The organism is Methylibium sp. Pch-M, assembly GCF_004136295.1.
Lineage (GTDB): Bacteria > Pseudomonadota > Gammaproteobacteria > Burkholderiales > Burkholderiaceae_C > Methylibium > Methylibium petroleiphilum.
Window position 1 is genome coordinate 3,860,854 of sequence record NZ_CP029606.1, and the last position, 24,041, is coordinate 3,884,894.

22 protein-coding genes are annotated in these 24,041 nt (G+C 70.5%); 10 read left to right on the forward strand and 12 right to left on the reverse strand.

Going from position 1 to position 24,041, the window contains the following annotated elements:
* Positions 1-52 precede the first annotated feature (52 nt).
* Positions 53-562 carry a DUF1993 family protein gene (locus tag C1M51_RS18580; RefSeq protein ID WP_036230238.1) on the reverse strand — a complete coding sequence of 170 codons (510 nt, stop codon included), beginning with the start codon at positions 560-562 and terminating at the stop codon, positions 53-55.
* Positions 563-666: 104 nt separating this feature from the next.
* Between C1M51_RS18580 and C1M51_RS18585 the strand changes: the two genes are divergently transcribed.
* Positions 667-1,677, forward strand: coding sequence for a D-2-hydroxyacid dehydrogenase family protein (locus C1M51_RS18585; protein ID WP_129451981.1), 1,011 nt, complete (start codon positions 667-669; stop codon positions 1,675-1,677).
* Positions 1,670-2,923, forward strand: coding sequence for an MFS transporter (locus C1M51_RS18590; protein ID WP_207207779.1), 1,254 nt, complete (start codon positions 1,670-1,672; stop codon positions 2,921-2,923). The genes C1M51_RS18585 and C1M51_RS18590 overlap by 8 nt, the downstream gene beginning before the upstream one ends.
* An 11-nt stretch (positions 2,924-2,934) precedes the next feature.
* Here the strand turns inward: C1M51_RS18590 and upp are convergent, their stop codons facing one another.
* The 3 genes from upp to C1M51_RS18605 form a co-directional block, all read right to left on the reverse strand.
* Positions 2,935-3,564, reverse strand: a complete 630-nt coding sequence (gene upp, locus C1M51_RS18595) for a uracil phosphoribosyltransferase (RefSeq protein ID WP_129451982.1) — start codon at positions 3,562-3,564, stop codon at positions 2,935-2,937.
* Between the two features lie 39 nt (positions 3,565-3,603).
* Positions 3,604-4,347, reverse strand: a complete 744-nt coding sequence (rlmB, locus tag C1M51_RS18600; protein WP_036230248.1) for a 23S rRNA (guanosine(2251)-2'-O)-methyltransferase RlmB — start codon at positions 4,345-4,347, stop codon at positions 3,604-3,606.
* Between the two features lie 69 nt (positions 4,348-4,416).
* Complete coding sequence (locus C1M51_RS18605; protein WP_051495565.1) at positions 4,417-5,091, reverse strand: ABC transporter ATP-binding protein; 675 nt, start codon at positions 5,089-5,091, stop codon at positions 4,417-4,419.
* A 14-nt stretch (positions 5,092-5,105) separates the two neighbouring features.
* Between C1M51_RS18605 and C1M51_RS18610 the strand changes: the two genes are divergently transcribed.
* Entirely contained in the window at positions 5,106-5,753 is a 648-nt protein-coding gene (locus C1M51_RS18610; RefSeq protein ID WP_129451983.1) for an arylesterase, read from the forward strand.
* Positions 5,754-5,771: 18 nt separating this feature from the next.
* Here the strand turns inward: C1M51_RS18610 and def are convergent, their stop codons facing one another.
* The 4 genes from def to smc are packed head-to-tail and all read right to left on the reverse strand — an operon-like array spanning position 5,772 to position 12,998.
* Positions 5,772-6,308 (reverse strand): peptide deformylase, encoded by a 537-nt coding sequence (gene def / locus C1M51_RS18615; RefSeq protein ID WP_129451984.1) that lies wholly within the window; start codon positions 6,306-6,308, stop codon positions 5,772-5,774.
* Between the two features lie 26 nt (positions 6,309-6,334).
* Positions 6,335-8,368 carry an NAD-dependent DNA ligase LigA gene (gene ligA / locus C1M51_RS18620; protein WP_129451985.1) on the reverse strand — a complete coding sequence of 678 codons (2,034 nt, stop codon included), beginning with the start codon at positions 8,366-8,368 and terminating at the stop codon, positions 6,335-6,337.
* A 20-nt stretch (positions 8,369-8,388) separates the two neighbouring features.
* Positions 8,389-9,468 (reverse strand): cell division protein FtsZ, encoded by a 1,080-nt coding sequence (locus C1M51_RS18625; RefSeq protein WP_129451986.1) that lies wholly within the window; start codon positions 9,466-9,468, stop codon positions 8,389-8,391.
* Positions 9,469-9,470: 2 nt separating this feature from the next.
* Positions 9,471-12,998, reverse strand: coding sequence for a chromosome segregation protein SMC (gene smc / locus C1M51_RS18630; RefSeq protein WP_129451987.1), 3,528 nt, complete (start codon positions 12,996-12,998; stop codon positions 9,471-9,473).
* Between the two features lie 240 nt (positions 12,999-13,238).
* On the opposite strand from smc, the gene queF reads away from it, so the two are divergent.
* On the forward strand, positions 13,239-13,670 hold the full coding sequence (queF, locus tag C1M51_RS18635; protein ID WP_129452278.1) for a preQ(1) synthase: 432 nt from the start codon (positions 13,239-13,241) through the stop codon (positions 13,668-13,670).
* A gap of 31 nt (positions 13,671-13,701) precedes the next feature.
* Here the strand turns inward: queF and C1M51_RS18640 are convergent, their stop codons facing one another.
* Positions 13,702-14,181: a MarR family winged helix-turn-helix transcriptional regulator gene (locus C1M51_RS18640; RefSeq protein WP_129451988.1), complete on the reverse strand. Its 480-nt coding sequence runs from the start codon at positions 14,179-14,181 to the stop codon at positions 13,702-13,704.
* Between the two features lie 97 nt (positions 14,182-14,278).
* Here C1M51_RS18640 and dapC point away from each other — a divergent pair, with 97 nt between their 5' ends.
* From dapC to C1M51_RS18670, 6 genes are read left to right on the forward strand one after another with little or no spacing between them, the layout of a single operon-like run.
* Entirely contained in the window at positions 14,279-15,481 is a 1,203-nt protein-coding gene (dapC, locus tag C1M51_RS18645) for a succinyldiaminopimelate transaminase (protein ID WP_129451989.1), read from the forward strand.
* A 6-nt stretch (positions 15,482-15,487) separates the two neighbouring features.
* A complete protein-coding gene (gene dapD, locus C1M51_RS18650; RefSeq protein WP_129451990.1) occupies positions 15,488-16,315 on the forward strand; it encodes a 2,3,4,5-tetrahydropyridine-2,6-dicarboxylate N-succinyltransferase in 828 nt (275 codons plus the stop codon).
* A 52-nt stretch (positions 16,316-16,367) separates the two neighbouring features.
* The gene (locus C1M51_RS18655; protein WP_129451991.1) at positions 16,368-17,546 is read left to right on the forward strand and encodes a PilT/PilU family type 4a pilus ATPase; all 1,179 of its coding nucleotides are present in this window, start codon (positions 16,368-16,370) and stop codon (positions 17,544-17,546) included.
* Positions 17,547-17,568: 22 nt separating this feature from the next.
* Positions 17,569-18,720, forward strand: a complete 1,152-nt coding sequence (gene dapE / locus C1M51_RS18660; protein WP_129452279.1) for a succinyl-diaminopimelate desuccinylase — start codon at positions 17,569-17,571, stop codon at positions 18,718-18,720.
* On the forward strand, positions 18,717-19,583 hold the full coding sequence (prmB, locus tag C1M51_RS18665; RefSeq protein WP_129451992.1) for a 50S ribosomal protein L3 N(5)-glutamine methyltransferase: 867 nt from the start codon (positions 18,717-18,719) through the stop codon (positions 19,581-19,583). Before dapE ends, prmB begins: the two co-directional genes overlap by 4 nt.
* Positions 19,580-21,562 carry an ABC-F family ATP-binding cassette domain-containing protein gene (locus C1M51_RS18670; RefSeq protein ID WP_129451993.1) on the forward strand — a complete coding sequence of 661 codons (1,983 nt, stop codon included), beginning with the start codon at positions 19,580-19,582 and terminating at the stop codon, positions 21,560-21,562. The genes prmB and C1M51_RS18670 overlap by 4 nt, the downstream gene beginning before the upstream one ends.
* Before the next feature lie 26 nt (positions 21,563-21,588).
* Here C1M51_RS18670 and C1M51_RS18675 read toward each other — a convergent pair whose 3' ends face one another.
* The 3 genes from C1M51_RS18675 to C1M51_RS18685 form a co-directional block, all read right to left on the reverse strand.
* Complete coding sequence (locus C1M51_RS18675) at positions 21,589-22,095, reverse strand: RidA family protein (RefSeq protein WP_011829397.1); 507 nt, start codon at positions 22,093-22,095, stop codon at positions 21,589-21,591.
* Positions 22,096-22,170: 75 nt separating this feature from the next.
* Positions 22,171-23,034, reverse strand: coding sequence for a YbgC/FadM family acyl-CoA thioesterase (locus C1M51_RS18680; protein WP_129451994.1), 864 nt, complete (start codon positions 23,032-23,034; stop codon positions 22,171-22,173).
* Positions 23,031-23,945, reverse strand: coding sequence for an alpha/beta hydrolase (locus C1M51_RS18685; protein ID WP_242499825.1), 915 nt, complete (start codon positions 23,943-23,945; stop codon positions 23,031-23,033). Before C1M51_RS18685 ends, C1M51_RS18680 begins: the two co-directional genes overlap by 4 nt.
* Between the last annotated feature and the right edge of the window lie 96 nt (positions 23,946-24,041).

The following is a 24,041-nucleotide window of genomic DNA, read 5'->3' on the forward strand; positions in this document are numbered from 1 at the left end:
GCTAGTCGCTGCCCTCCTCCGCCGCATCGGGGTTCGCACGGGCGCGGCGGGCTCAGCCCCCGCGCAGGTAGTCGGCCTTGCCGAGCTCCACGCCGTTGTGGCGCAGCAGCGCGTAGGCGGTGGTCACGTGGAAGAAGAAGTTCGGCAGCGCGAAGTGCTTCAGGTACTGCTCACCGGTGAACTGCAGCGGCTCGCGCCCGCGCACCGGCACGCTGATGGGCTTGCCCTCGCTGCCGTCGACCTGGTCCGCGGGCACGCTGCGGAGGTAGGCCGCGGTCGCCTCGATGCGGGCCTGCAGTTCGGCGATGGTGGACTCGGTGTCGTCGAACTTCGGCGCCTCGCCGCCAGCCAGCCGCGCGACGCCGAACTTGGCACTGTCGCAGGCGATCTGGATCTGCTTGCCCAGCGACAGCATGTCGGGCGCCAGCCGCGAGGTCAGCAGCGTGTCGGGATCGAACTTCTTCGCCTGGGCATGCGCCACGGCCTTGTCCAGCCATTTCGCGAGGTTGCCGAGCATCGTCAGAAAGATGGGCACGCTGGCCGAATGCATCGTGATTGCCATGGGAGTCTCCTCGTGAGGTGGCGGATGCTACCGGTAACCCCGGTCCGGCGCAGGGCGTGCACAATCGACCGCTCCGGCCGCGGGACGGCGGCCCATTGCAGCCCATGAACATCATCATCCTGGACGACTATCAGGACGCGGTCCGCAAGCTCCCCTGCGCCGCCAAGCTCGAGGGCTACAGCGCCAAGGTCTTCACCAACACCGTCAAGGGCAACGGCCAGCTGGCCGTGCGGCTGCGCGACGCCGACGTGCTGGTGCTGATCCGTGAACGCACCCAGTTCACGCGGCAACTGCTCGAGAAGCTGCCGCGCCTGAAGCTGATTGCGCAGACCGGCCGCGCCGGCCCGCACATCGACATCGAGACCTGCACCCGCCTCGGCATCGCGGTGGCCGAGGGCGTGGGCTCGCCGGTGGCGCCGGCCGAGCTGACGTGGGCACTCATCATGGCGGCCATGCGCCGCCTGCCGCAGTACGTGAGCAACCTCAAGCACGGCGCCTGGCAGCAGGCCGGGCTCAAGTCGCAATCGATGCCGGCCAACTTCGGGCTCGGCATGGTGCTGCGCGGCAAGACGCTGGGCCTGTGGGGCTACGGCCGCATCGGCCAGCTGGTCGCCGGCTACGGCCGGGCGTTCGGCATGAAGGTGGTGGTGTGGGGCAGCGACACCTCACGCGGCAAGGCGCAGGCCGACGGCCACGAGGCGGCCACGTCGCGCGAGGGCTTCTTCGAATCCTGCGACGTGATCTCGCTGCATCTGCGTCTGCACGAGGCCACCCGCGGCCTGGTCCGGCTCGAGGATCTGCAGCGCATGAAGCCGACCGCGCTGTTCGTCAACACGGCACGCGCCGAACTCCTCGAGGAGCACGCGCTGGTGACGGCGCTGAACCGCGGCCGGCCGGGCATGGCGGCGGTCGACGTGTTCGACAGCGAGCCCATCATGCAGGGCACCCCGCTGCTGCGGCTGGAGAACGCCATCTGCACTCCGCACATCGGCTACGTCGAGCAGGAGACTTACCAGCAGTACTTCGACGCCGCGTTCGACAACGTCGTCAATTTCATCCAGGGCCAGCCGACCAACGTGGTGAACCCCGAGGCGCTGCGGGTCCTGCGTGGCTGACGTGCCGCGCGCGGGGCTGAGCGCCGACGCCCCCGCAGCGTCGCCCCCCCCGCCGGCCGACGCGCTGCGCGGCGCACGCTGGGCATTGCTGTTCGGCAATTTCGTGATCGGCTGCGGCGTGATGGTCATCGCCGGCTCGCTGAACGACCTGACGCGCTCGCTGCAGGTGAGCGTGGCGCTCGGCGGGCAGCTGATCGCGATCGCCGCGGTGATGATGTGCCTGGGCGCTCCGCTGCTGGCCGCGGCGGTCGGCCGCGTCGACCGCCGCCGGCTGCTGGCCTTCACGCTGGCCTGGTATGCGGTGGGCCATGCCATGTCGGCGCTGATGCCCAGCTATGCCGCGCTGGCGCCGGTGCGCGCGCTCTGCATGCTGGGCGCGGCGGTGTTCACGCCCCAGGCCGCGGCGGCGATCGGCTGGCTGGCGCCGACGGCGCAGCGCGGCCGGGCCATCACCTTCGTGTTCCTCGGCTGGTCGGTGGCCTCGGTGTTCGGCATGCCGCTGCACAGCTACATCGGCGAGGCGCTCGGCTGGCGCTGGGCCTTCGGCCTCGTGGCGCTGCTGGCCGCCGGCGGTGCAGTCTGGGTGTGGCTGGTCATGCCCGATGGCGTGCGGCCGCCGGCCATGAACCTGCGCGCCTGGCGCGAGGTGCTGACGCACCCGCTGCTGATGGCGATCGTGGCGGTCACGGCCCTGTTCGGTGCGGGACAGTTCACCGTGTTCACCTACTTCGCGCCGTACTACAAGCAGGTGCTCGGTGCCGGGCCCACGCAGATCAGCCTGCTGTTCGCCTGGTTCGGTGCCTTCGGGCTGATCGGCAACGTGCTGCTGTCGCGCCACGTCGACCGCATCGGTGCCGCGCGTGCGGTGACCCTGCTGCTCGGTGCCGTGGCCCTGACGATGCTGATCTGGCCGTTGGGCACCGGCTACCTGTCGATGGCCTGCGTGCTGCTGCCGTGGGCGCTGGGCATGTTCGCGGCCAACTCGGCGCAGCAGGCCCGCCTGGGTCAGGCCGCGCCGGCCCTGGCTCCGGCGCTGATGGCGCTGAACACGTCGGCCATCTACCTCGGCCAGGCGGTTGGCGCAGCGGGGGGCGGTGCGCTGGTCGCGGCGCAGGAAGCCGCTGGCGCCAGTGGGCCCGGACTCTACGGCGGCCTGCACTGGGTCGGCCTGGGCTGGCTGCTCGCGGCGCTGGCCCTCAGCCGCTGGGCCGAAAACCGCATGCGGCGCGACAGCCGCCACGCCTGAGCACGTGCCGCTCAGCCCTTGGTCCCGAAGATCTTGTCGCCGGCGTCGCCCAGCCCGGGGATGATGTAGCCGACCTCGTTGAGGTGGCTGTCGATCGCCGCCGTCCAGCAGCGCACTTCGGGATGGGCCGCATTCAGCGCCTTCACACCCTCCGGCGCGGCCACCAGCACCAGCGCGCGGATGTCGCGGCAGCCCTTGCGCTTGAGCAGGTCGACAGTGGCGATCATCGAGCCGGCGGTCGCCAGCATCGGGTCGATGATCAGCGCGGTGCGCTCTTCCAGCGAACCGACCAGGTTCTCGAAATAGTGCTCCGGCTGCAGCGTGTCGTGGTTGCGCGAGAGACCCACCACGCTGATCTTGGCGTTCGGGATCATGTCGAGCACGCCGTCCAGCATGCCCAGGCCCGCGCGCAGGATCGGCACGATGGTGACCTTCTTGCCCTTGATCTGGTCGACCGCCGTCAGTCCGCTCCAGCACTCCACCGTCACCTGCTCCAGCGGGAAGTCGGCCGTGGCCTCGTAGGCCAGCAGTCGGGCGATCTCGGCGGTGATCTCGCGGAACTTCTTGGTCGAGATGTCGGCGGCGCGCAGCAGCCCGACCTTGTGTCGGACCAGCGGATGCAGGACTTCGAGGACGGGCATGTCGGCAGTCTATGTGCAGACGGTGGTCACGGCTCCGCGTCAGGTCGCGCCGCGCTGGCGCACCGCCTCGTAGAGACCGATGCCGCTCGCCACCGAGACGTTCAGGCTCTCCACCGCGCCGGCCATCGGCAGGCTGACGAGTTCGTCGCAGGTCTTGCGCGTGAGCTGGCGCATGCCCTGCCCTTCGGCGCCCAGCACCAGCGCGACCGCTTGCCTCAGGTCCGCCGCGTACAGCGTGCGCGGCGCATCGTCGGCGGTGCCGATGACCCAGATGTTGCGTTCCTTCAGTTCACCCAGCGTGCGCGCGAGGTTCGTGACCATGAAATAGGGCACCGTCTCGGCCGCGCCACTGGCCACCTTGGCGACCGTGGCGTTGATGCCGACGGCGTGGTCCTTCGGCGCGATCACCGCGTGGGCCCCGGCCCCGTCGGCGACGCGCAGGCAGGCGCCGAGGTTGTGCGGATCGGTCACGCCGTCGAGCACCAGCAGCAGCGGCGGGCCCTCCACCGTGTCGAGCAGGTCGTCGAGCGACTTCGTGGCCGGCGCCGCGGTGACCTTGGCCACCACGCCCTGGTGTCGGTGCGTGCCGGAGAGCGCCTGCAGGCGCAGCTCGTCGCTCTCGATCAGGCGCACGCCGGCTTCCTTGGCGCGTTCGATGAACTGGCGCATGCGCGCATCGCGCCGCGTGCCGTCGATATAGAGCTCGACGACCGAGCCGGGGGCCGTCTTGACACGGACGGTGACGGCGTGGAAGCCGAACAGGATGCGGGGGGAGGAGGACATGCGGGGATTATCGGGGGCGGTCTCAGTGCCCGCGGGTGCCTTGCTGCGCAACGGCTGCCGCGACGGAGCTCACGAGGAAGTCAGCTGCCCCGCCTCGATCCTGACTTGCCGGTCGCAGCGGGCGGCGATGGCACGGTCGTGGGTCACCAGCACCAGCGTCGTGCCCTGCTCGCGGTTGAGCTCGAACATCAACTCCATGACCTTCTCACCGGTCGCGAAGTCCAGGCTGCCGGTAGGTTCGTCGGCCAGCAACAGCGCCGGTTTCACGACGAAGGCACGCGCCAGCGCCACGCGCTGCTGCTCGCCCCCGGACAGCAGCTTCGGGTAGTGCCCCAGCCGCTCGCCCAACCCCACACGCGCCAGCATCTCGGTCGCCGCCGTGCGGGCGTCGCTGCGGCCCTGCAGTTCCAGCGGCAGCATCACGTTCTCGAGCGCGGTCAGGTTGCCCATCAGCTGAAAGCTCTGGAACACGAAACCCACGCGCTCGGCGCGCACTGCGGCTCGGGCATCCTCGTCGAGGCCGAACAGGTCGATGCCGGCGAGCCTCACGGTGCCCTCACTCGGCGTGTCCAGCCCGGCGATGATGGCCAGCAGCGTGCTCTTGCCCGAGCCCGACGCTCCGACGATGGCCGCCGACTCCTGCGCCGCGAGCGAGAAGTCGATATCGTGCAGGATGGTCAGCTCGCCGCTGGAGTCCTGCACACGCTTGCTGACGTGCTCGACGGCGATGATCGCTTCGGTCATGTAGGAGGAATCGGATGGCATTGAGTCGCAGGGACTGTATCAAGCAGCTCGCCGCATCGACGTTGGCGGGGCTTGTGGTCCTGCCGCTGCGGGCGCAGGCCACCAGGCCGGTGATCCTGGTCGTGGGCGACAGCCTGTCGGCCGAGTACGGCCTGCAGCGCGGCAGCGGTTGGGTGGCCCTGCTGGAGAAGCGACTGGTGCAGGAGAAGATCGCCGCGGGCGTCATCAACGCCAGCATCAGCGGTGACACCACCTCGGGCGGCCGCTCGCGCCTGCCGGCGCTGCTGGCGCAGCACAAGCCGGCGGTGGTGATCGTCGAACTGGGCGGCAACGACGCCCTGCGCGGCCTGCCGCTGGCGATGACCGAGCGCAATCTGGTCGAGATGGCGCGGGCCTCGAAGGCGGCCGGCGCGCGGGTGCTGCTGGCCGGCATGCAGGTGCCCCCGAACTACGGCCGCCAGTACAACGAAGACTTCGCGGCACTGTTCGGCAAGGTCGCCCGGGCCGAGGGCACGGCACTGCTGCCCTTCCTGCTGAAGGGCGTGGGCGACGCGCCGAACGCGAGCGAGCTGTTCCAGGCTGACCGCATCCACCCGAAGGAGGCGGCCCACCCCATCATCCTGGGCAACGTGTGGCCGGTGCTGCGGCCGCTGCTGAAGTAAGCCGCCGCCGCAGGCGCCCTACTCGTCGTCGCTCGCGTCAAGACCGGGGAACAGCACCTCGGTGTAGCCGAAGCGGCTGAAGTCGCGCACCCGCATCGGGTAGAGCACGCCGGCCAGGTGGTCGCACTCGTGCTGCACCACGCGGGCGTGGAAGCCCTCGGCCTCGCGCTCGATGCGCCGGCCCTGCGGGTCGAAACCGGTGTAGCGGATCCGCTGGTGGCGTGGCACCACGCCGCGCAGCCCGGGCACCGAGAGGCAGCCCTCCCAACCGTCTTCCAGGGCCTCCGACAGCGGGGTGATCTGCGGGTTGATCAGCACCGTGCGCGGTACCGGCGGCGCCTCCGGGTAGCGCTCGCTCTTCGTGAAGCCGAAGATCACGAGCTGCAGGTCCACCCCGATCTGCGGTGCCGCCAGGCCGGCACCGTTGGCGGCCTCCATCGTGTCGAACATGTCCTCGATCAGCGCATGCAGCTCGGGCGTGTCGAATTCGCGCACCGGGTGCGCGACGCGCAGCAGGCGCGGATCGCCCATCTTCAGGATGTCTCGAACGGCCATGGCGTCTGCCCCTCCCGGTTTCGTCCTCAGTCCAGCAGCGCGCGCAGCGCCGCCTCGTCGATCACGGCCACGCCCAGCGCCTGTGCCTTCTCGAGCTTGCTGCCGGCTTCCTCGCCGGCCACCACGTAGTCGGTCTTCTTCGACACCGAGCCGGCCACCTTGCCGCCGGCGGCCTCGATCAGTTCCTTGGCGGCCTCGCGACCCAGGCTCGGCAGCGTGCCGGTCAGCACGAAGGTCTTGCCGGCCAGCGGCCTGGGGGTGAGATCGACCTCGCCGTCGTGCTCGGCCCAGTGCACGCCAGCGGCGCGCAACTGTTCGACCACCTCGCGGTTGTGCGGCTGGTCGAAGAAGGTACGCAGGCTCTGCGCCACCACCGGGCCCACGTCGTTGACCTCCAGCAGTTGCTCGACGCTCGCGTCCATCACGCGGTCGAGCGCGCCGAAATGGCGCGCCAGGTCCTTGGCGGTCGCCTCGCCGATGTGGCGGATGCCCAGCGAGAACAGGAAGCGCGCCAGCGTCGTGGCCTTGCTCGCCTCCAGCGCGGCCACCAGGTTGGCCGCGCTCTTGTCGCCCATGCGCTCCAGCGCGACGAGCTTGGCCACGCCGAGCCTGTAGAGCTCCGGCAGCGTGCGGATGATGCCTCCGTCGACCAGTTGCTCGACCAGCTTGTCGCCCAGGCCCTCGATGTCCATCATGCGTCGCCCGGCGAAATGCAGCAGCGCCTGCTTGCGCTGCGCGGCGCAGAACAGGCCGCCCGAGCAGCGGTAGTCGACGCTGCCGCGCTCGCGCAGCGCCTGGCTGCCGCACACCGGGCAGGCGCGCGGCATGCGGAAGTTGGGGACATACGCCGTTCGCGGGACGGGCACGCGACCTACCACCTCGGGAATCACGTCGCCCGCGCGCCGCACGATCACCGTGTCACCGATGCGGATGCCCTTGCGGCGCAGCTCGAAGCGGTTGTGCAGCGTGGCATTGCTCACCGTCGTGCCGCCCACGAACACCGGCTGCAGCTTGGCCACTGGCGTGAGCTTGCCGGTGCGACCGACCTGGATCTCGATGCCGGCCAGCTGGGTCGACTGCTCCTGCGCCGGGTACTTGTGCGCCACCGCCCAGCGCGGCTCGCGCGACTTGAAGCCGAGCTGCTGCTGCAGCGCACGCTCGTCGACCTTGTAGACCACACCGTCGATGTCGAACGGCAGCGCGTCACGCTCAGCCGCGATGCCGGCGTGGAAGGCGGCCAGCGCCTCGCCGCCCTCGACCACGGTGCGGTGCGCGTCGACCGGCAGCCCCAGCGCCGCCAGCGCGTCCAGCAGCCCGGCGTGCGTGGGCGGCACGTCCCAGCCCTGCACGTCGCCCAGTCCGTAAGCAAAGAAGCTCAGCGGCCGCTGGCGTGCGATGCTGGCGTCGAGCTGGCGCACGATGCCGGCCGCCGCATTGCGCGGGTTCACGAAGGTCTTGAGCCCGGCCTCGCGCTGGCGCTCGTTGAGCGCCTCGAAGTCGTCCCGCCGCATGAAGACCTCGCCGCGCACCTCCAGCACCGGCGCCGTGATGCCGCGCAGCTGCTTCGGCACCGACTCGATCGTGCCGACGGTGTGCGTCACGTCCTCGCCGGTCTCGCCATCGCCGCGCGTGGCCGCCTGTACCAGCCGGCCGGCCTGGTAGCGCAGGTTGATCGCCAGGCCGTCGAACTTCAGCTCGGCGGCGTAGCGCAGCGGCGGCGCGTCGGGCGGCAGCTTCAGTGCGTTGCGCACCGCGGCGTCGAACTTCAGCGCACCGGTGGGCGTGGTGTCGGTCTCGGTCTTGATCGACAGCATCGGCACCGCGTGCCGCACCGCCGACAGGCCTTCGAGCACCGCGCCGATGACGCGCTGGGTCGGCGAGTCCGGCGTGCGCAACCCGGGGTGCGCCGCCTCCAGCGCCTGCAGTTCAGTGAACAGGCGGTCGTACTCGGCGTCCGGGATCTCCGGCGCGTCGAGCACGTAATAGCGGTGGGCGTGGTACTTGAGCTGCTCGCGCAGTTGCGCGGCGCGGGCGGCTGGATCTTCCGCGCGGTCGGACATCGGCAGGTGCCCGCTCGCGTTCAGCTGAACAGCCGGCGCGTCGCGGCGCTGCCGGCCGCGAGGTCGCGCGCCGCGAGCGCCTCGTACAGGCTTTCGAGCGCCTGGCCGATGGAGGCGAAGGCCGCCGGCTGCAGCGGCTGGCCGCCGTCGTCGTACATCGCGGCATCGAGCTCGGCGGCCAGCGCCTCGCCGGCGGCGCACCAGGCGGCGAACGGTGCGGCCGCGGCAGCGGTCTGCGGCACGTCGAAGGCGAGTGTCAGCTCGCGGACGGCGGCCTGGCTGGGCTCGTCGGCCAGCGCGGCCTGCGGATCGAACTGCAGCGTCAGCACCGGCGGCGCGCCCTCGTCCTCGCCGGGCTGCACCAGCCGGCCCGGCAGCGCGCCGACCATGAAGCCGTGGCGGGCGGCGTGCTGCTGCACATAGCCCAGCGACCACGCAGCGCCGCGCGATACCAGCCGCAGCGCGAGCTGAGCGTCGTGCTGGCCGGCGAAGGCGTCGAGCTCGCGGGCCCGTGCGACGACGTCGAGCATGTCGGGAAAATCGGGCAGCGCGCCGATGGGTTCGGCGAAGGCCTGCACCTTCTGCACGAACTCGGAGTACTCGATCTCGTTGAGCGCCCCGCTGCGGTTGGCCAGTTGCACGCCGGCCTGGAACTCCCCGTAGCGCTGGCCGGCGGCCGGCGTCTCCCATTCGCCCGACTCGGCGTTCAGGCCCTCGACCAGCAGCGGCTTGCTGCCGGCGCGCCGGGCCGGCGGCAGGTGGGCGATCGCGGTCTCGCCGCTCACCGGGCTGTCGACGGTCAGCGTGGCGATCGCGTCGATCAGCGCGTCGAGGCGCGGCAGGCCGGCGGTGCGGCGCACCAGCGTCGGTTCGATGCGCGGCGGCTGGCTGTCTTCGGCCTCCACCTTCAGGCCGGTGTCGTCGGCCAGGGGCGGCTCGGTCGGCGCAAAGCTTGGTTCCTGCAGCGGCGCGGGCTCTGCCCCGGGCTCGAGCGCCACACGCTTCACCTCGTTGCGGCGCGCCTGCCAGGTGCCATGGGCCACGATCGCGGCGAGTACCAGCCCCCCCAGGATGGCCAAAGACAATTGCAGCGTGCTCATGGTCATGCGGCCTCGGCCATCGAGACCGCCGCGTCCATGTCGACCGCGACGATGCGCGACACGCCCTGCTCCTGCATGGTCACCCCGATCAGCTGCTCGGCCATTTCCATCGCGATCTTGTTGTGCGAGATGAACAAGAACTGGGTGTGTTCGGCCATGCTGCGCACCAGCTTGGCGTAGCGCTCGGTGTTGGCGTCATCGAGCGGCGCGTCCACTTCGTCGAGCAGGCAGAACGGCGCCGGGTTGAGCTGGAAGATCGCGAACACCAGCGCGATCGCCGTCAGCGCCTTCTCGCCGCCCGACAGCAGGTGGATGGTGGAGTTCTTCTTGCCCGGCGGCTGCGCCATCACCTGGACGCCGGCGTCGAGGATCTCGTCGCCGGTCATCACCAGCTTGGCGTTGCCGCCGCCGAACAGCTCCGGGAACATGCGGCCGAAATGCTCGTTGACGGTGTCGAAGGTGCCCTTCAGCAGATCGCGCGTCTCGAGGTCGATCTTGTGGATGGCGTCTTCCAGCGTGGTCATCGCGTCGATCAGGTCGGCCGACTGCGCGTCGAGGAAGGTCTTGCGTTCGCGCGAGGCGGTCAGTTCGTCGAGCGCGGCGAGGTTCACCGCGCCCAGTGCCGCCACTTCACGGTTGATGCGATCGATCTCGCCCTGCAGGCCGTAGAGCTTGACGCCGTCGTCCTCGATGTTCTTGCCCAGCGCCTCGAGGTCGACCTGGGCCGCGGTCAACTGCTCCAGGTACTGCGCACCGCCCAGTTGTGCGGCCTGCTGCTCGAGCTGCAGCTTGCCGATCTTCTCGCGCAGCGGCTCGAGGCTGCGTTCGAAGCCCAGTCGCTGTTCTTCGGCCTGGCGCAGTCGGGTCGACAGGTCCTCGTAGGCGCTGCGTTGCGCGCCCAGCGCCTGCTCACGCTCGAGCTTCAGCGCCAGCGCGGTCTGCAGGCCGGCCTGCGCGGCGGCGTCGGTCAGGCGCCCCAGCTCTTCCTGCAGTTGGGCCGCGCTCTGCTCGTTGGTGGCCACCTGCTGGGCGGCGGTCTCGATCGAGCGCTGCAGCTCGCCGCGCCGCGCCGCCAGCGCGCGCGAGCTGAACTGCGCCTCCTGGGCCTCTCGCTCCAGCGTGCGCAGTTGCTCGCGCGCGCCGCTGAGCTGGCGTTCAGCCTGGATCACCGCCTCTTCCAGGTCGGCGTGACGCTCCTGCTCGTTGGCAAGCTGCAGGTCCAGCTCCTCGAAGCGGGCCTCGCCGGTGACGCGGCGCTCCTGCAGTTCTTCCAGGCCGGCGTCGATCTCGGCCAGCTCGGATTCGATCTGCTCGCGCCGTGCGCTGGTCTGCTCGCTCAGTTGGGCGAGCCGCAGCACCTCGACCTGCAGCTGGTGGGTGCGCGTCTGGCCTTCGGCGGCCTCGCGGCGCGCGCTCACCAGCCGCGACGAGGCGTCGGTGTAGGCCGCCTCGGCCCGCACCAGGGCGGCACGCGACTCGTCGACGATCAGCGCCTGGGCACGCGTCTGCTTCTCCAGGTTCTCGATCTCCTGGGCACGCGCCAGCATGCCGGCCTGCTCGGAATCGGGCGCATAGAAGCTCACCGCGAACGGGCTGACCGCGTGGCCGCCCGGCGTCATGATGACCTCGCCGTGGGTCAGCTTGCCGCGGTCGGCCAGCGCCTCGTCGAGCGAGGCCGCGGTGTACACGCCTTCGAGCCAGTCGTTCAGCAGCGCGGCCAGTCCGGCATCGCCCACCTGCCCGCCCAGGCGCAGCAGGTCCGACAGCCGCGGCAGCGTGGCATGGGTGTTGGCGATCGCACCGCTCGGCGGGGTGTAGAAGGCCAGCTTGGCCGGCGGGGCGTCGCCCTCGAAGGCGCGCACCGTCTCCATGCGGCCGACCTCGAGCGCATTGATGCGTTCGCGCAGCGCTGCTTCCAGCGCGGTCTCCCAGCCGGTCTCGATGTGCAGCCGCGTCCACAGCCCGCTCAGCCCCTCGAGCCCGTGCTTGGCGAGCCAGGGCTTGAGCTTGCCCTCGGTCTGCACCTTCTCCTGCAGCGCGCGCAGGGCGTCGAGGCGGGCACTCAGGTCGGCCTGGCGGGCCGCTTCGGTGTTGACGCGCTCCTGCCGGGTGCGGCGATCTTCATCGAGCTGGGGCACCGACGCGGTCAGTTCCTCGGCACGCGCATCGGCCACCGCCTGTCCCTCCTCGGCGGCGGCGAGTTGCAGGCGCAGGCCTTCGAGGCGCGCCTCGTCGGGTGCGGCGAGCGTCTGGCGCTCGCCGGCCAGGCGCTCGCGGCGCTGCGTGAGTGCGCGGCTCTGCTCCTCGACGCTGCGCGACTCGGCAGCCAGCAGCTGGATCTGCTGCTGCACCTGGCCGGCCTTGCCGCGCTGCTCGTTGGCGCGGCCCTGCGCGGCACGCACCGTGTCCTCCACACCCGGCAAGGCGCCCGACTGCTCCTCGGCCTGCGCCGCCAGCAGCTCGGCCTGTTCGTCGGCCAGGGCGATCTGCGCGGCGATCTCGTCGAGCTCGGCCATCGCCTGCTGGCGCCGCTCGTCCCAGTTGGCGTTCTGGCCCGCCAGCTCGGCCAGGCGCTGCTCGACGCGCTGGCGGCCTTCGACCACGTAGCGGATGCGTTCCTCGAGCCGGCTCACCTCGAGCGCGGCCTCGGCCAGCGAACCCTGGGCGGTGTGCAGCGCGTCGCTCGCCGCGTAGTGCGACTGGCGCACCGTCTCCAGCTCGGCCTCCACGTGGCGCAATTCGGCCAGCCGCGACTCGATGGCGTTGGTGGCCTCGAGCACCGCCTTGTGCACGCGCTCCTCCTCGGACGCCGCGTCGCGGTGCTTCAGGAACCACAGCTGGTGCAGCTTCAGCGTGCCGGCCTCCTGCAGGCGGCGGTACTGGGCCGCGACCTCGGCCTGCTTCTCGAGCTTGTCGAGGTTGGCGTTGAGCTCGCGCAGGATGTCGTCGACGCGCTGCAGGTTCTCGCGCGTGTCCTTCAGGCGGTTCTCGGTCTCGCGGCGGCGCTCCTTGTACTTGGAGACGCCGGCAGCCTCTTCGAGAAAGAGCCGAAGCTCCTCGGGCTTGGACTCGATGATGCGGCTGATCGTGCCCTGGCCGATGATCGCGTAGGCGCGCGGGCCCAGGCCGGTGCCGAGGAACACGTCCTGCACGTCGCGGCGGCGCACCGGCTGGTTGTTGATGTAGTAGCTGGAGGTGCCGTCGCGCGTGAGCACGCGCTTGACGGCGATCTCGGCGAACTGGGCCCAGGAACCGCCCGCGCGGGCATCGGCGTTGTCGAACACCAGCTCCACACTGGAGCGGCTGGCCGGCTTGCGGTTGCCCGAGCCGTTGAAGATCACGTCCTGCATCGACTCGCCGCGCAGCTCGGAGGCCTTGCTCTCACCGAGCACCCAGCGCACCGCGTCCATGATGTTGGACTTGCCGCAGCCGTTCGGCCCGACCACGCCGACGAGCTGACCGGGCAGCTGGAAGTTCGTCGGCTCGGCGAAGGACTTGAAACCGGAAAGCTTGATCGAGTTGAGGCGCATCGCGGGCGGTTCGCAGGGCGCTGCGCCGGGCTGTTGCGTGGCCCCGCGCTGCGCCGCTAACTCGTTGATTTGTAATGAGAAACCGGCTCGCGAGCCGGCTTGAGAGTGCTCGGGATGATAGCATCGGGCCCTCCCCTGAACTGCAAGCAAACGTCGACTGCACGGGATGTGCAGCGGCGTCGAACCATGGCCAAGACCGCCAAGAAATCCAGCCCGCGCACGCCGCCCCGGCAGCGTCCGATGCCGCCCAATCCGCCCACGGCACCGAGCAAGGAACTGCACGTGTTCCCGAACCCGGCGCCGGAGCGCGACTACGTCATCCAGTTCCAGATTCCCGAGTTCACCTGCCTGTGCCCGCTGACCGGGCAACCCGACTTCGCGCACTTCACGATCGACATGATTGCCGACGGGCTGTGCGTCGAACTCAAGAGCCTGAAGATGTACATGTGGAGCTTCCGCGACGAGGGCGCCTTCCACGAGAAGGTCACCAACGACATCCTCGGCAAGATCGTCGAGACCACCGCACCGCGCTTCGCGCGCATCACCGCCAGGTGGTACGTGCGCGGCGGCATCTACACCAGCGTGGTCGCGGAGCACCGCAAGAAGGGCTGGAGGCCTGAACCGCTCGTCGTGCTACCGCAGCACGCCACGGAGCGCGGTCTGCCGACCTGAGTGAGGCCCGCGGGCGAACGCGGCCGGGCGCTCAGGTGTCGGCGTTCGAGAGCAGCGCCGCCCTCAACTGCTGCAGCGCCTGCGTCAACCCCTGGCGCTCCCGGTTGGAACAGGCCGTCGCGCAAGCCACCTGCTCCTGGATGGCCAACGCGGCCGTGCTGAGATCACGCCCGGTCCGCGTCAGTGTGATCAGCACTTGGCGCTCGTCGGCGGCGCTGCGGGTGCGCTCGATCAGACCGAGCACCTGCATGCGCTTGAGCAGCGGCGTCAGCGTGCCCGAATCGAGCGAGACGCGCTCGCCGAGCTCGCCGATGTTGAGCCCGTCGCACTCCCACAGCGCCAGCAGCACCACGTACTGCGGATAGGTCAGGCCGATGCGCGCGAGCAGCGGCCGGTAGACCTTGGTCATTGCCAGCGACGCGGCGTACAGCGCAAAGCACAACTGGCCGTCGAGCGCCAGGTCCGAAGCGTCGGCCGGAGGCGGTGCGGGAAGTCGGCGTGTCTGGCTCATGCGGTGGCGTTGGTTCGTCTGCAAGCATTTTGCACACGAAAGAATCGCGGTGTCGTGCGGGCCGTTCATGATGCGGGCCGCGGGATAATCCTCGCGCATGAACCCCCTGCTTTCCCGCTTGCAGCCCTACCCGTTCGAGCGGCTGCGCGACCTGACCCGCGACGTGCTGCCGAATCCGGCGCTGCGGCCCATCAGCCTCGGTATCGGCGAGCCCAAGCATCCGACGCCGCCCTTCATCCGCGAGGCGCTCACTGCAGCGTTGGACGGCCTGGCCAGCTATCCGGCCACGGCTGGCGAGCCGGCGCTGCGCGAGGCGTGCGCCGCCTGGGTGCACCGGCGCTACGGCGTGACGCTCGACGCGTCGACGCAGCTGCTGCCGGTCAACGGCTCGCGCGAGGCCCTGTTCGCGCTGGCGCAGACCGTCATCGACCCCACGCGCCCCGGCGCCACCGTCGTCTGCCCCAACCCGTTCTATCAGATCTACGAAGGCGCGGCGCTGCTCGCCGGTGCACAGACGGTGTTCGCCAACAGCGACCCGGCGCGCAATTTCGCGGTCGACTGGTCGGCCGTCGACGACGCCACCTGGGCCAGCACCCAGCTGCTCTACGTCTGTTCGCCGGGCAACCCGACCGGCGCGGTGATGCCGCTCGACGAATGGCAGCGGCTGTTCGAGCTGTCGGACCGGCATGGCTTCGTGATCGCCTCCGACGAGTGCTACTCGGAAATCTACTTTCGTGACGAGCCACCGCTCGGCAGCCTGCAGGCTGCGCTGGCGCTGGGGCGCAGCGACTTCCGGCGCCTGATCGCCTTCACCAGCCTGTCCAAGCGTTCCAATGTGCCGGGGCTGCGCTCGGGCTTCGTGGCCGGCGACGCGGCGATCCTGAAGGCCTTCCTGCTGTACCGCACCTACCACGGTGCAGCGATGGGCCCGGCGGTGCAGCGCGCCAGCCTCGCGGCCTGGGGCGACGAGGCCCACGTGGCGGCCAACCGGGCGCTCTACCGCCAGAAGTTCGAGCAAGTGACGCCGAGGCTCGCCAGCGTGCTGGACGTCGCGCTGCCCGATGCCGGCTTCTACCTGTGGGCCAAGTTGCCGGCGGCCGTCTGCGCCGGCAGCGACACCCGCTTCGCCCGCGAGCTGCTCGCTCAATACAATGTGGCGGTGCTGCCCGGCAGCTACCTCGCCCGCGAGGCGCAGGGCACGAACCCTGGCCAGGGGCGCATCCGCATGGCGCTCGTGGCCGGCATCGACGAATGCGTCGAAGCGGCCGAACGCATCGTTTCCTTCATCCAGTCCAGCTGAGCCTCCATGTCCCATACCCAACTGCAATCGACCATCGACGCCGCGTGGGAGTCCCGCGCCACCCTCACCGCGGCCAGCGCGCCCGAAGTGCGTGAGGCGGTCGAGCAGGTCATCTCCGACCTGAACAAGGGCCGCCTGCGCGTGGCCGAGCGCCAGGGCGTCGGCCAGTGGCAGGTGAACCAGTGGGTCAAGAAGGCGGTGCTGCTGAGCTTCCGGCTGACCGACAACAAGATCATGCGGGCCGGCGACCTGGGCTTCTTCGACAAGGTCGACACCAAGTTCGCCCACCTCGACGAGGACGCGATGCGCGCCACCGGTGTGCGCGTGGTGCCGCCGGCCGTGGCCCGGCGCGGCAGCTTCATCGCCAAGGGCGCGGTGCTGATGCCCAGCTACGTGAACATCGGCGCCTACGTCGACGAGAACACCATGGTCGACACCTGGGCCACGGTGGGCTCCTGCGCGCAGATCGGCAAGAACGTGCACCTGTCGGGCGGCGTGGGCATCGGCGGCGTGCTGGAGCCGCTGCAGGCCAACCCGACCATCATCGAGGACAACTGCTTCATCGGCGCCCGCTCCGAGGTGGTGGAAGGCGTGATCGTCGAGGAGAACTCGGTGATCAGCATGGGCGTCTACATCGGCCAGAGCACCAAGATCTACGACCGCGCCACCGGCGAGGTGAGCTACGGCCGCGTGCCCGCGGGATCGGTCGTGGTTTCCGGTAATTTGCCCAGCGCGGACGGCAAGTACTCGTTGTACTGTGCGGTGATCGTCAAGAAGGTCGACGCGCAGACGCGCGCCAAGACCAGCATCAACGAGCTGCTGCGCGGCGCCTGATCGGTCGGCGACGGAGCGGCGACCGGAACACTCAACGGGAAGGGTCGGTGCGATGAGCGGAAACATGGAGCGGGTGCTGCGGCTGATGGCCGAGAAGCGGGCCTCGGATGTCTACCTCACGGCCAACGCGCCGATCCAGATCAAGATCAACGGGCAGCTGCTGCAGCTGTCCGACCAGTCGCTCACGCCGGAGCAGCCGCGGCAGCTGCTGGCCGAGCTGCTGACACCCAAGCAGCTCGAGGAGCTGGAGGAGCTGGGCGAGCTGAACATGGGTATCGGCCTGCAGGGCGTCGGCAGCTTCCGGCTCAGCGCCTTCCGGCAGCGCGGCTCCGTCGCCGCGGTGTTCCGCTGCATCCCGGTGGAGATCCCGACGCTCGATTCGCTGAAGCTGCCGGAGATCCTGAACACGCTGATCCTCGAGAAGCGCGGCCTGATCCTGCTGGCCGGCGCCACCGGCACCGGCAAGAGCACCACGCTCGCCGCGATGCTGGAGCACCGCAACCGCAACCTCGCCGGCCACATCCTCACCATCGAGGACCCGATCGAGTTCCTGTTCACCAACAAGAAGGCGATCGTCAACCAGCGCGAGGTGGGCCGCGACACGCAGTCGCTGCAGATCGGCCTGAAGAACGCGCTGCGCCAGGCGCCCGACTGCATCCTGATCGGCGAGATCCGCGACCGCGAGACCATGACCGCGGCGATTTCCTATGCGCTGTCGGGTCACCTGGTGGTCTCGACGCTGCACGCCAACAACAGCTACCACGCGCTGGGCCGCATCCTGAGCTTCTACACGCCCGAGGCGCGCCCGGCCCTGCTGGGCGACCTGTCCTCCGCACTCAAGGCGGTGGTATCGCAGCGCCTGGTGCGCTCGACCCAGGGCGGGCGGGTGCCGGCCGTCGAGGTGCTGCTCAACACCAAGCTGGTGGCCGACCTGATGGCGCAGGGCGACTTCCCGGGCGTCAAGGAGGCGATGGAGCAGTCGCTGGCCGAGGGCTCGCAGACCTTCGAGCAGGAGCTCGCCCGCCTGATCAACGACGGCGTGATCACCCGCGACGAGGGCCTGAGCTATGCCGACTCCCCCACCAACCTGATGTGGCGCCTGCAGAACGACAGCCCCACGCAGTCGAAGCTGGTGCCGAAGAAGGAAGAAAAGGACGAGGGGCCGTCGTTCACCGACATCACGCTCGACGTGCGGCAGGACGATCGCCGCACGAACTTCGGCGCGCTGTGAGTCGATCGCGCGGATGAGTGCCCTGCCCCCGACGGCGCTTGCGCTCGCCGAGCAACTGATCGCGCGCCCCTCCGTCACGCCCGAAGACGCCGGCTGCCAGGCGCTGGTCGCGCAGCGGCTCCAGGCGCAGGGCTTCGATTGCCACACCCTCGAGAGCGGCCCCGACGACTTCCGCGTCACCAATCTGTGGGCCGTGCGCCGCGGCCGTTCCGCCGACGGCTTCATGCTCGTCTTCGCCGGCCACACCGACGTGGTGCCCACCGGCCCGCTGGAGCGATGGACCAGCGACCCGTTCGTGCCCAGCCACCGCGATGGCCGTCTCTACGGGCGCGGCGCGGCCGACATGAAGACCTCGATCGCCTGCATGGTGGTCGCGATCGAGGAATTCGTCGCGGCGTGTCCCCGGCACGCGGGTTCGATCGCGCTGCTGCTGACCAGCGATGAGGAAGGCCCGGCGCTCGACGGCACCACCCAGGTGGTGCGCTGGCTGCAGGAGCGTGGCGAGCGGCTCGACGGCTGCATCGTCGGCGAACCGACCTCGGTGAACGCGGTGGGCGACATGATCAAGAACGGCCGCCGCGGCTCGCTGTCGGGCCGGCTGGTCGTGCAAGGCCTGCAGGGTCACATCGCCTACCCGCACTTGGCGAAGAACCCGATCCACGCGGTGGCGCCGGCGCTGGCTGAACTGGTACAGGTGGTCTGGGACGGCGGCAACGAACATTTCCCGCCGACCAGCTGGCAGGCCTCGAACCTGCACGCCGGCACCGGCGCGAGCAATGTCATCCCGGGTGAGGCGGTGGTCGACTTCAATTTCCGTTTCTCGACCGAGTCGACGCCGGAGACCCTGCAGCAGCGCCTTGCCGCGGTGCTGGACCGCCACGGCCTGCAGTACACGATCGACTGGACGCTGGGCGGTCGGCCCTTCCTCACGCGCCCCGGCAGCCTGACCGAGGCGCTGGGCCGCGCGATCTTGCAGGTGACCGGCCGCACGACCGAGTTGTCCACCACCGGCGGCACCTCCGACGGCCGCTTCATCGCCACCCTCTGCCCGCAGGTGGTCGAATGCGGGCCGGTCAATGCCAGCATCCACCAGATCGACGAGCACGTCGCGGTGGCCGAGATCGAGCCGCTGAAGGAGATCTACCGCAGCACGCTCGAGCGCCTGGTCGCATGACGCTGATCGAGCTGGTGGAGGCCCAGGCCGCGCGCCTGCAGGGCGCGGGGCTGTCGTTCGGGCACGGCACCACCAATGCCTTCGACGAGGCGGCCTGGCTGGTGCAATGGGCACTGGACCTGCCGCTCGACGGGCTGGACGAGCACGCCGCCCGGCCGGTGTCCGCCACCGAGCGGCTGGTGGTCGACGCACTGATCGACCGCCGCATCCGCCAACGCCTGCCAGCCGCCTACCTGACCAAGCAGGCCTGGCTGCAGGGCGTGGCCTTCTACGTCGACGAGCGGACCATCGTGCCGCGCAGCTTCATCGCCGAGCTGCTGGCCGACGGCACGATCGACGCCTGGCTCGGCGCCCACACGCGCCGCGTGCTCGACCTGTGCACCGGCAATGGCAGCCTGGCGGTGCTGGCCGCGATGGCCTGGCCCGAGGTGCGGGTCGACGGCAGCGACCTCTCCGAGGACGCGCTCGCGGTGGCGAAGATCAACGTCGACGCCCACGGCCTGGGCGATCGCATCACGCTGCTGCGCTCCGACGGGCTGGCGCGCGTGCACGGACCCTACGACCTGATCCTCTGCAACCCGCCCTACGTGAACGCCGCGTCGATGGCGGGGCTGCCGCCCGAGTACCAGGCCGAACCCGAGCTGGCGCTGGCTGGCGGCGAGGACGGCATGGACTTCGTGCGCAAGCTGCTGCAAGACGCGCCGGCGCAGATGACCGAAGATGCCGTGCTCGTGCTGGAGATCGGCAACGAGCGCGCTCACTTCGAGCGCGCCTTTCCCACCCTCGAGGCCGTGTGGCTCGAAACCAGCGCCGGCGACGACCAGGTGCTGCTGCTGACCCGGGCTTCCCTGCTGTCCTCATGATCGTTCTCAAGAATCTCACCCTGCGTCGCGGCCCCAAGATCGTGCTGCAAGGCGCCAACCTCACGCTGAACCCCGGCGAGAAGGTCGGTCTGGTCGGTCGCAACGGCGCCGGCAAGTCCTCGCTGTTCGCGCTGCTGACGCACCGGCTGCAGGCCGACGCCGGCGATTTCTCGATCCCACCGCGCTGGCGCATGGCCGAGGTGGCGCAGAACATGCCCGAGACCGACCAGCCGGCCACCGCCTTCGTGCTGGAAGGCGACACCCGACTGATGGAGGCGCAGGCCGCGCTGGCGGCGGCCGAGGCGGCCGATGACGGCAACGCCATCGGGGAGGCGCACGGCCTGCTGGCCGAGGTCGGCGCCTTCGACGCCTCGCCGCGGGCACAGGCGCTGATGCTGGGCCTGGGCTTCAAGAGCGCGCAGCTCGATGCGCCGGTCAACAGCTTCTCCGGCGGCTGGCGCATGCGGCTGCAACTGGCCCGCGCGCTGATGTGCCCGAGCGACCTGCTGCTTCTCGACGAGCCCACCAACCACCTCGACCTCGATGCACTGGTGTGGCTGGAGGCTTGGCTGCAGCGCTACGAGGGCACGATGCTGGTCATCAGCCACGACCGCGAGTTCCTCGACGCCATCACCCGCGTGACGGTGCACCTCGAGGAGACCCAGCTCACGCGCTACGGCGGCAACTACAGCGCCTTCGAGGGCATGCGCGCCGAGCGCATGAGCCAGCAACAGGCCGCGTTCGGTCGCCAGCAGGAGAAGGTGGCGCAGCTGCAGCGCTTCATCGACCGCTTCAAGGCCAAGGCCAGCAAGGCCAAGCAGGCACAGAGCCGCGTGAAGGCGCTGGAACGCATGGAGAAGATCGCTCCGGTGCTGACCGCGGCCGACTTCGCCTTCGAATTCCGGGAGCCCGACAACCTGCCCAACCCCATGCTCGCGATGCGCGAGATGCGCTGCGGCTACGTGGTCGAAGGCGGTGAGCCGATCACCATCGTGCGCGACATCGATCGCTCGGTCATGCCGGGCCAGCGCATCGGCATCCTCGGCGCCAACGGCCAGGGCAAGTCGACGCTGGTCAAGACGCTGGCGCGCGCCCTGCCGGCACTGGGCGGCAGCGTCACCGAGGGCAAGGGCCTGGCGATCGGCTACTTCGCCCAGCAGGAGATGGACGTGCTGACGCCCGAGAGCGGGCCGATGGAGCACATGATCCGGCTCGCCAAGCAGGTGTCGCCGGGCGCGCGCGAGCAGGAGCTGCGCAACTTCCTGGGCCAGTTCCGCTTCACCGGCGACATGGTCCACCAGCCGGTCGGCTCGCTCAGCGGTGGCGAGAAGGCGCGGCTGGTGCTGGCGATGATCGTCTGGCAGCGCCCCAACCTGCTGCTGCTCGACGAACCGACCAACCACCTCGATCTCGCCACCCGCGAGGCGCTGTCCCTGGCACTCAACGAGTTCGAGGGCACCGTGATGCTGGTCAGCCACGACCGCGCGCTGCTGCGCGAGGTCTGCGACGAGTTCTGGCTCGTCACCGCCGGCGGCGTGCGCGAGTTCGACGGCGACCTCGACGACTACCAGCGTTGGCTGCTGGAGCAGTCGCGCGAGCAGGCCCGCGCCTACGCCCAGGCGGCGCGGGGCGCGACCGCAGCGCCGACCGTGGTCGAGGCGGCGGCGAAGCCCTCGAAAGCCCAGGACGAGCCCGTCGACCGCCGCGAGGATCGCAAGGCACAGGCCCAGGCGCGCCAGCGGGCGGCCGAGCAGGCCCGGCCGCTGAAGGCCGAGTTCGGCAAGCTCGAGGCCCGGCTGGCCACGGCGGTGCCGGAGCGCGACGCCCTGGCGGCCAGCCTGTCCGACCCGTCGCTGACCGCGGCCGAACGCGCCGAGCGCGGCAAGCGCCTCAAGCTGCTCAGCGAGCAGATCGAGGCCTTCGAAACCCGCTGGCTGGAACTGGGTGAAGCCATCGAGGCGCTGAGCGCGACGGCCTGAGCCGCGGCGCGGCCCGCCCCGGCCGCTCAGAACGTGCTGCTGCCCGCCTCGCGGTCGCCCAGTGCGACGATCATGTCGATCTCGACCGCCGCGTTCTTGGGCAACTGGGCCACGCCGACCGTGGTGCGGGTGTGGCCGCCGCCCGGCTGGAACAGCGTGTAGAGGATGTCCGAGGCGGCATCGGCCACCTCGCTGTGCTCGGTGAAGTTCGGCGCGCTCTGCACGTAGACCGTCATGCGCAGGATGCGCTTCACGCGGCTCAGATCGCCGCCGGCAGCCTGCCGCACGACGGCCAGCGCCTTCACCACGCAGATGCGGGCCGCGTGGCGGGCCTCCTCGCGCGAGATCTCGGCGCCGACGCGCCCTGCCACCGCCACCGCACCGCGGATGCGCGGGATCTGGCCGCTGACGTAGAGGATGCCGTCGTGCTCGACCGACACCTCGTAGTGCGGCACGGCGCGGATCTCCTCGGAGAACTCCACGCCCAGGTCGTTGGCCAGTTTCTTGAACAGTGCGTCGCTTGCGGTGCTCATCGGGGCTGCCTCGTCATGATCCCGGCATGATGCCTCGCAGCGCCGGTCGCACCAAGCGCGGCCGATGCCGGCGCGCTACAGGCTGCGGCGCATCTCCACGTGCGGGATGCCCGCTTCCTCGAAGCCCGGGCCGCTCTGCGTGAAGCCGGCGCGTGCGTAGAACGGCACGGCCGAGAGCTGGGCACTGAGCACGATCTCGCGGTCACCGCGCCGGGCGGCCTGCGCGATCAGCGCGTCCAGCACCGCACGCCCGGCCCGGCCGCCCCGCAGCGGCCGGCGCACCGCCATGCGCCCGATGCGGGCCAGGCCCGGCGCCTCCTGCGCCAGGCGGCCGGTCGCCAGCGGAAAGCCCAGGCGGTTGCAGGCCACCGCGTGCAGCGCGGTGGCATCGGAGGCGTCCCACTCCATCGCGGCCGGGATGCGCTGTTCGTCGATGAAGACCTCGGTGCGGATCGAGCGGGCCGCCTCGCCCAGCGCGGCCCAGTCGCCGGTGCGCACCTCGAGCATGGACTGGCCGGCCTCGAAGCCCTCCAGCACCTCGCGCAGCGCCGGCGGCACCGGCCGGCTGGTCTGCGTGGCCGGGTCGGCGAACACGTAGACCAGCTCGCCGCTCACCAGCAGGTCGTTGCCGCGCAGCACCGCGCCGTGGAACAGCAGCGACGAGGTGCGGATGCGCGTGCAGCGGACGCCGATGTCGAGCACGTCGTCGTAGCGCGCCGAACCCTGGTAGTCCAGCGTGGCCTTGCGCACGTAGAGGTCGCCGCCGAAATGCTGCATCGACTCGGCGTACGGCAGGGCCAGCGCGCGCCAGTAGTCGGCCAGCGCGGTGTCGAAGTACATCAGGTAGTGGCCGTTGAACACGATCTGCTGCATGTCCACCTCGGCCCAGCGCACCCGCAGGGCGTGCAGGTGGCGGAAGTCGCTGCGTTGGAGCGTCATGACGCGAAGGCCTCCTTCAGTGCCTGGCCGGCCGCCGCGTGCGCGAGCCGCGCCTCGGGCACGGCCCGCCCCATCTTGATGAAATCGTGGACCACGCCGCGCCACAGCTCCAGCTGCACCGGCACGCCCGCGGCACGCAGCACGTCGCCGTAGGCCACGCCCTCGTCGACCAGCGGATCGCATTCGGCCAGGCCGATCCAGGCGGGCGCGACACCGCCGTGGTCGGGCGCGAGCAGCGGCGCGAAACGCCAGTCCTCGCGGTGCTCGGTCGCGATGTAGTGGCCGAAGAACCAGTCGATCAGCGGGCGCGCCAGCAGCACGCCCTCGGCAAAGCGGCGGTGCGAGTCGCTGTCCTGCCGGGCGGCGGTGCCCGGGTAGAACAGCAGCTGCAGCGCCAGCGGCAGGTCGGCATCGCGCGCCATCAGCGCGCACACCGCGGACAGGGTGCCGCCGGCACTGTCACCGCCGACCGCGAGGCGCGTGGCATCGAGCCCCAGCCGCGCGCCGCCCTCGCTCGCCAGCCACTGCAGCGCGTCCCAGGCATCGTCGACCGCGGCCGGAAAACGGTGCTCCGGCGCAAGCCGGTAGTCCAGCGACAGCACCGCCACGCCCCCCTGCAGCGCGAGCTGCCGGCACAGGCTGTCATGGGTGTCCAGGCCGCCGATCGTGAAGCCGCCGCCGTGCAGGTAGAGCAGCACCGGCAGGCGCGCGCCGCTCGGCGCGTACAGGCGCGCCGGCAGAAGGTGGCCGTCGCGCGCCGGGACGAGCAGGTCCTCGACGCGCGCCAGCGCCACCCGCGGCAGATCGAGGATCTCGGCACCGAGCCGGTAGGCCTCGCGCGCGGCGTCGACGCCCATCGTGTGCAGCGGCGGCCGACCGGCGCGGCGCATGCGGTCGAGCACGTCGCGCATCGTGGGGGTCAGTCCGTGCGGGGGCGGCTGGAAGGCGGCGGACGGCATCGGCCGCGAGCATACTGGCAGCCGCCGTTTCCGGCTCGAACCGCGCGC

Bases quoted from the DNA above. Each gene is read 5' to 3' on its own strand.
- C1M51_RS18585 (WP_129451981.1), top strand. From the start codon at position 667: ATGAACATCATCATCCTGGACGACTATCAGGACGCGGTCCGCAAGCTC.
- prmB (WP_129451992.1), top strand. From the start codon at position 18,717: ATGACGCTGATCGAGCTGGTGGAGGCCCAGGCCGCGCGCCTGCAGGGC.
- smc (WP_129451987.1), bottom strand. From the start codon at position 12,998: ATGCGCCTCAACTCGATCAAGCTTTCCGGTTTCAAGTCCTTCGCCGAG.
- C1M51_RS18680 (WP_129451994.1), bottom strand. From the start codon at position 23,034: ATGACGCTCCAACGCAGCGACTTCCGCCACCTGCACGCCCTGCGGGTG.
- queF (WP_129452278.1), top strand. From the start codon at position 13,239: ATGCCGCCCAATCCGCCCACGGCACCGAGCAAGGAACTGCACGTGTTC.
- dapC (WP_129451989.1), top strand. From the start codon at position 14,279: ATGAACCCCCTGCTTTCCCGCTTGCAGCCCTACCCGTTCGAGCGGCTG.
- C1M51_RS18685 (WP_242499825.1), bottom strand. From the start codon at position 23,945: ATGCGCGACGTGCTCGACCGCATGCGCCGCGCCGGTCGGCCGCCGCTG.
- dapD (WP_129451990.1), top strand. From the start codon at position 15,488: ATGTCCCATACCCAACTGCAATCGACCATCGACGCCGCGTGGGAGTCC.
- C1M51_RS18670 (WP_129451993.1), top strand. From the start codon at position 19,580: ATGATCGTTCTCAAGAATCTCACCCTGCGTCGCGGCCCCAAGATCGTG.
- C1M51_RS18625 (WP_129451986.1), bottom strand. From the start codon at position 9,468: ATGAGCACGCTGCAATTGTCTTTGGCCATCCTGGGGGGGCTGGTACTC.
- def (WP_129451984.1), bottom strand. From the start codon at position 6,308: ATGGCCGTTCGAGACATCCTGAAGATGGGCGATCCGCGCCTGCTGCGC.
- ligA (WP_129451985.1), bottom strand. From the start codon at position 8,368: ATGTCCGACCGCGCGGAAGATCCAGCCGCCCGCGCCGCGCAACTGCGC.
- C1M51_RS18605 (WP_051495565.1), bottom strand. From the start codon at position 5,091: ATGACCGAAGCGATCATCGCCGTCGAGCACGTCAGCAAGCGTGTGCAG.
- upp (WP_129451982.1), bottom strand. From the start codon at position 3,564: ATGCCCGTCCTCGAAGTCCTGCATCCGCTGGTCCGACACAAGGTCGGG.
- C1M51_RS18675 (WP_011829397.1), bottom strand. From the start codon at position 22,095: ATGAGCACCGCAAGCGACGCACTGTTCAAGAAACTGGCCAACGACCTG.
- rlmB (WP_036230248.1), bottom strand. From the start codon at position 4,347: ATGTCCTCCTCCCCCCGCATCCTGTTCGGCTTCCACGCCGTCACCGTC.
- C1M51_RS18610 (WP_129451983.1), top strand. From the start codon at position 5,106: ATGGCATTGAGTCGCAGGGACTGTATCAAGCAGCTCGCCGCATCGACG.
- C1M51_RS18655 (WP_129451991.1), top strand. From the start codon at position 16,368: ATGAGCGGAAACATGGAGCGGGTGCTGCGGCTGATGGCCGAGAAGCGG.
- C1M51_RS18580 (WP_036230238.1), bottom strand. From the start codon at position 562: ATGGCAATCACGATGCATTCGGCCAGCGTGCCCATCTTTCTGACGATG.
- C1M51_RS18640 (WP_129451988.1), bottom strand. From the start codon at position 14,181: ATGAGCCAGACACGCCGACTTCCCGCACCGCCTCCGGCCGACGCTTCG.